The 262-nt window shown below is 28.6% G+C and carries 1 protein-coding gene; it reads left to right on the plus strand.

What is annotated here, in order from left to right; genetic code table 11:
• Positions 1 to 213 (plus strand): UTRA domain-containing protein (locus AACQ14_RS23740; RefSeq protein WP_339366017.1); only part of this gene is annotated, 213 nt, incomplete at its 5' end.
• Between the last annotated feature and the right edge of the window lie 49 nt (positions 214 to 262).

Here is a 262-nt window from a genome sequence, read left to right on the forward strand (position 1 = left end):
AGCAATATTAATACTAAAGTCTATAAAATAATTAAAAAAATGGAAGCTGTTGTTCCTACTAAGGAAGATTGTGAATTACTTGAAATCAATAAGACAACTGCAATACAATTATTTCATGTAAAAGGTTATAATAAATTTGAGACACCTGTAGAGTACACTGTCTCTAGATTTAGAGGAGATAAGAATATTTTCTCTGTAGAACAGTTTGTTTAGTAAACGGTAGGTATTTGTAAAAACCTCAGGAATTAACCTGAGGTTTTTA

It is taken from the genome of Vallitalea maricola, from assembly GCF_036985595.1.
GTDB classification, from domain to species: Bacteria; Bacillota; Clostridia; order Lachnospirales; family Vallitaleaceae; genus Vallitalea; species Vallitalea maricola.